Here is a 3,656-nt window from a genome sequence, read left to right on the forward strand (position 1 = left end):
GTGCCGCAGCTCCTACAAGGGAGATTCGTGTTTACGCGGCCTCACGCACCAACAACACACGCGTCACCCGCCGCTCTTCCACAGCCTTGACGGTCATCTGCCAGCCCGCATATTCCAGACGATCACCCATCATCGGCAGCCGATCCAGCAAGCTCATCACCAATCCGGCCATGGTCTGGTAATCCTCGGTCGGCTCGGCGCCAAAACCGGTACGCTGGCGAACACGCGCCAGGTTCAATGCGCCACTGACCATGAAGCCGCCCTGCTCCTCGACTACGTCCGGGCCTTCGATTTCGCTGGCATCGGGCAACTCGCCGGCAATCGATTCGAGAATGTCGGTCATGGTCAACACGCCGACAAAGTCGCCGAATTCATTGACTACAAAGGCAATGTGGGTCGACGCCGCGCGCATCTGTTCCAGCGCGTTGAGGATCGAGTAGCTGTCGAGCAGATTGATGGTCTTGCGCGCCAAGTGCTCCAGATTCGGCTCAGCGCCGGCCAGGTACTCCTTGAGCAATTCCTTCTTGTGCACGAAGCCTAAAGGTTCATCCACAACACCATCGCGAATCAGCGGCAGACGCGAGTAGGACGAGTGCATCAACTTCGTCCGGATCGCCTCGGCATCGTCGGCCAGATCGATAGTGTCGACGTCGGCACGCACGGTCATCAGGCTGCGGATCGGCCGTTCGGCCAATTGCAGCACGCCGCTGATCATCACCCGCTCACGACGGTCGAACAGCTCCGCGCTTGGCGCATCACCGTCGTCCAACAGGTCGGAAAGCTCTTCACCGACCTCCTCCACCGCCAGTTTGCGTCCGCCAAGCAAGCGCAGCACCGCGTGCGCCGTGCGTTCGCGCATCGGGCGCAGGCCCTGCATCGAGCGTTTGCGTCGGGCACGGGCGATCTGGTTGAACACCTCGATCAGGATAGAGAAACCGATGGCCGCGTACAGATAGCCTTTCGGGATGTGGAAGCCCAGGCCTTCGGCGGTCAGGGCAAAACCGATCATCATCAGGAAGCCCAGACACAGCATGATCACGGTCGGGTGCGCGTTGACGAAGCGGGTCAGCGGCTTGCTCGCGACAATCATCAGGCCAATGGAGATGATCACCGCGATCATCATCACCGCCAGTTCATCGACCATGCCCACAGCGGTAATCACTGCGTCCAGCGAGAACACGGCGTCGAGCACAACGATCTGCGCGACGATCGGCCAGAACAGCGCATAAGCGGTGTTGCTTGAGCGCTCGCCGACATGGCCTTCCAGCCGTTCGTGCAACTCCATGGTGGCCTTGAACAACAAGAACACGCCGCCGAACAGCATGATCAGGTCACGGCCGGAGAAGCTCTTGTCAAACACCTCGAACAACGGCTGCGTGAGGGTGACCAGCCAGGAAATACTCGCCAGCAGGCCCAGGCGCATGATCAGTGCCAGCGACAGGCCGATGATGCGCGCGCGATCACGCTGATGCGGCGGCAGTTTTTCCGCGAGGATTGCGATGAACACCAGGTTGTCGATACCCAGCACCAGTTCCAGCACGATCAATGTCAACAAGCCTAACCAGGCCGTGGGATCCGCTAACCATTCCATAAAACGTCTCGATCTCTCTTCAGTAAATTCAGGCTGCCGGACACGGCAAAGCGCAACGCAAAGGCTCTGGGGCCGCGTTATCAACAATAGACGGGTGTCGGAAAACCGGATGCTGCGAGTGCGTCAAGACCGCGCCATAGCGCGAGGAGAATGGATAACTGGGAGGCTCCGAGAGGGTGTTCATGTAGATCCTGAATGAAAAAAGGCCTTGAAGCGTACAGGCTGAAGTGACTTTTCCTACAGCCTCAAATCATTTCAAAATCTGTATTACCTGCCAGGGCGACACTTCAACGTCCGGCAAAACGCAATCGCGACAACTGCCGCAAATCCCCATCGACGTAATAATCATGGGTCCAGCGATCATCCACCGCCAACGGATTCACTTGCTTCAACGCCAGTTTCTTCGCGAAGTAACGAAACCGGTAATGTTCGTAAAACCGCAGCAGCTCGAGGCCATAACGATCCGCCAGATCGGTGTCGCCGCGAATGATCAGGTAGTTTTCGTCATTGCTTTTGCTGGCCGAGGCACTGAAGTTGTGGCTGCCGCTGATAATAGTCGGCGTGTCCGTCGTGAAGTCGATGACCACCGCTTTGGTATGCACCAGCAGATTGCCCTTCTGGCCCTTCATGTTCTCGCGCAGCCAGCCTTCCAGCCCCGTGTTGAGCAATGCGGTGGCGGCGAATTCGGCGCTGCGGTCGGCGTGAAAACCGGTGATTCGGCTGGTGGTGTTTTGCAGGCCGTAACGCAGGATGTCGTCGTGTGGCTGGCCCAGCAAAGCATTGAGGATCGCGTCAGGCAAGACGAACGCAGTGACGAACAGGACATCCTTCTTCGCCGCTTCGATGATCTCGACGAACTCGCGTAAATCCCCGCCGCCGGTGCGTGGCGAGAACCCGGCAAACAGCGGCTGCGCAGCGTCCATCGGGTTGTGTTCGGTGATCCAGTCGCGAGTGGCACCGAGATCATCAGGATCGTCCCAGATCCGTTCGAAAATCCGCAGATAGCTCGAACTCACGGGTGCGTCATCAAGCACATGCACCACATTCGCCTGCCGATAAACGCCATTGGCGGTGAAATTGGTACTGCCACACAACACGGCTTGCGGTTGGCGCTGCCCCGCTGCGTCGAGTCGGCTGAGGACGATGAATTTGTTGTGGAAGATGCTGTGCGTCACCCGCCCACGTTTGCTCGTCGCCGGCAGTTTCGCCAGACTCGCCTCGTTGATTGTGGTGTCTTCGTCGTCGACTCGGGCGTGATACAGCACTCGAATCTGCACACCCCGCGCAAATGCCGCGTTAACCGCCTCGACGATGGCTTGCAACTGATACTCATAAATGGCGATGTCCAGCGCCCACTGACCATCAACCGCCCGTTGGATAAAACCCCGCAAACGCCCGAGCAAGCCGTTCTCCAGCCATTGCCGTGGCGCATCCGGCCAGGCTTCGATGGGCATGTTTTTGTTGGCGCTGATCTGAGCATCAAGATCGGGAAATTTGCGCTGGAACGCCTGGCTGGCAGCGACCGCACGGTTGAAGATCACGCTTTGGTTGGCCGGGTGACCGTCGTCTGAACTGATCGTCAGCTCAAGCGACTCCCCCAATTGCGGCGCATCGGGCGTGCCATAAGCCAGGTGAACGCGATAGTGAATCGTCATCCCCGGATTGACCGCGTAATCGGCCCAACGGAATTTTTGCAGCGGGGCTTTATCGCTCGGCGTGGCGTGAAACTGCGGGAACGTGTGGGCTTTGCCGGGGAACGTCAGGCTGTTGAAGAGGAACAGCCACGGCTTGGCGCCCTGCTGCTTTTCGATGGCGAACCCTAGCAAGCCTTTGCGACGCGGCTCCGCGAGGTCCATCGCCAACAGCACGCCATTGGTGCCGGCGTAGGCTTTGACGCGGAAATCGTCTTGAGCATTCTTGACCAACACGCGCATCGATCACTCCTTGTGATTGGGCTGGGTGCAGCATAGAGCAAGAAGCAAAATTGGCTAATCATGCCAAACCCTGTAGGAGCTGCCGAAGGCTGCGATCTTTTGATATTGTTTTTTAAGATCAAAGTCAAAAG

Annotated in this window: 2 protein-coding genes; both read right to left on the reverse strand. The window is 58.3% G+C overall.

The window, feature by feature from the left end; translation table 11 throughout:
* Positions 1 to 31: 31 nt before the first annotated feature.
* Entirely contained in the window at positions 32 to 1,591 is a 1,560-nt protein-coding gene (locus IAI51_RS27665; RefSeq protein WP_187681363.1) for a TerC family protein, read from the reverse strand.
* 287 nt (positions 1,592 to 1,878) lie between these two features.
* Positions 1,879 to 3,525, reverse strand: coding sequence for a phospholipase D-like domain-containing protein (locus tag IAI51_RS27670; RefSeq protein ID WP_187681364.1), 1,647 nt, complete (start codon positions 3,523 to 3,525; stop codon positions 1,879 to 1,881).
* Positions 3,526 to 3,656 lie beyond the last annotated feature (131 nt).

The organism is Pseudomonas sp. N40(2020), from assembly GCF_014472415.1.
Taxonomy (GTDB): domain Bacteria; phylum Pseudomonadota; class Gammaproteobacteria; order Pseudomonadales; family Pseudomonadaceae; genus Aquipseudomonas.

Bases quoted from the DNA above. Each gene is read 5' to 3' on its own strand.
- IAI51_RS27665 (WP_187681363.1), bottom strand. From the start codon at position 1,591: ATGGAATGGTTAGCGGATCCCACGGCCTGGTTAGGCTTGTTGACATTG.
- IAI51_RS27670 (WP_187681364.1), bottom strand. From the start codon at position 3,525: ATGCGCGTGTTGGTCAAGAATGCTCAAGACGATTTCCGCGTCAAAGCC.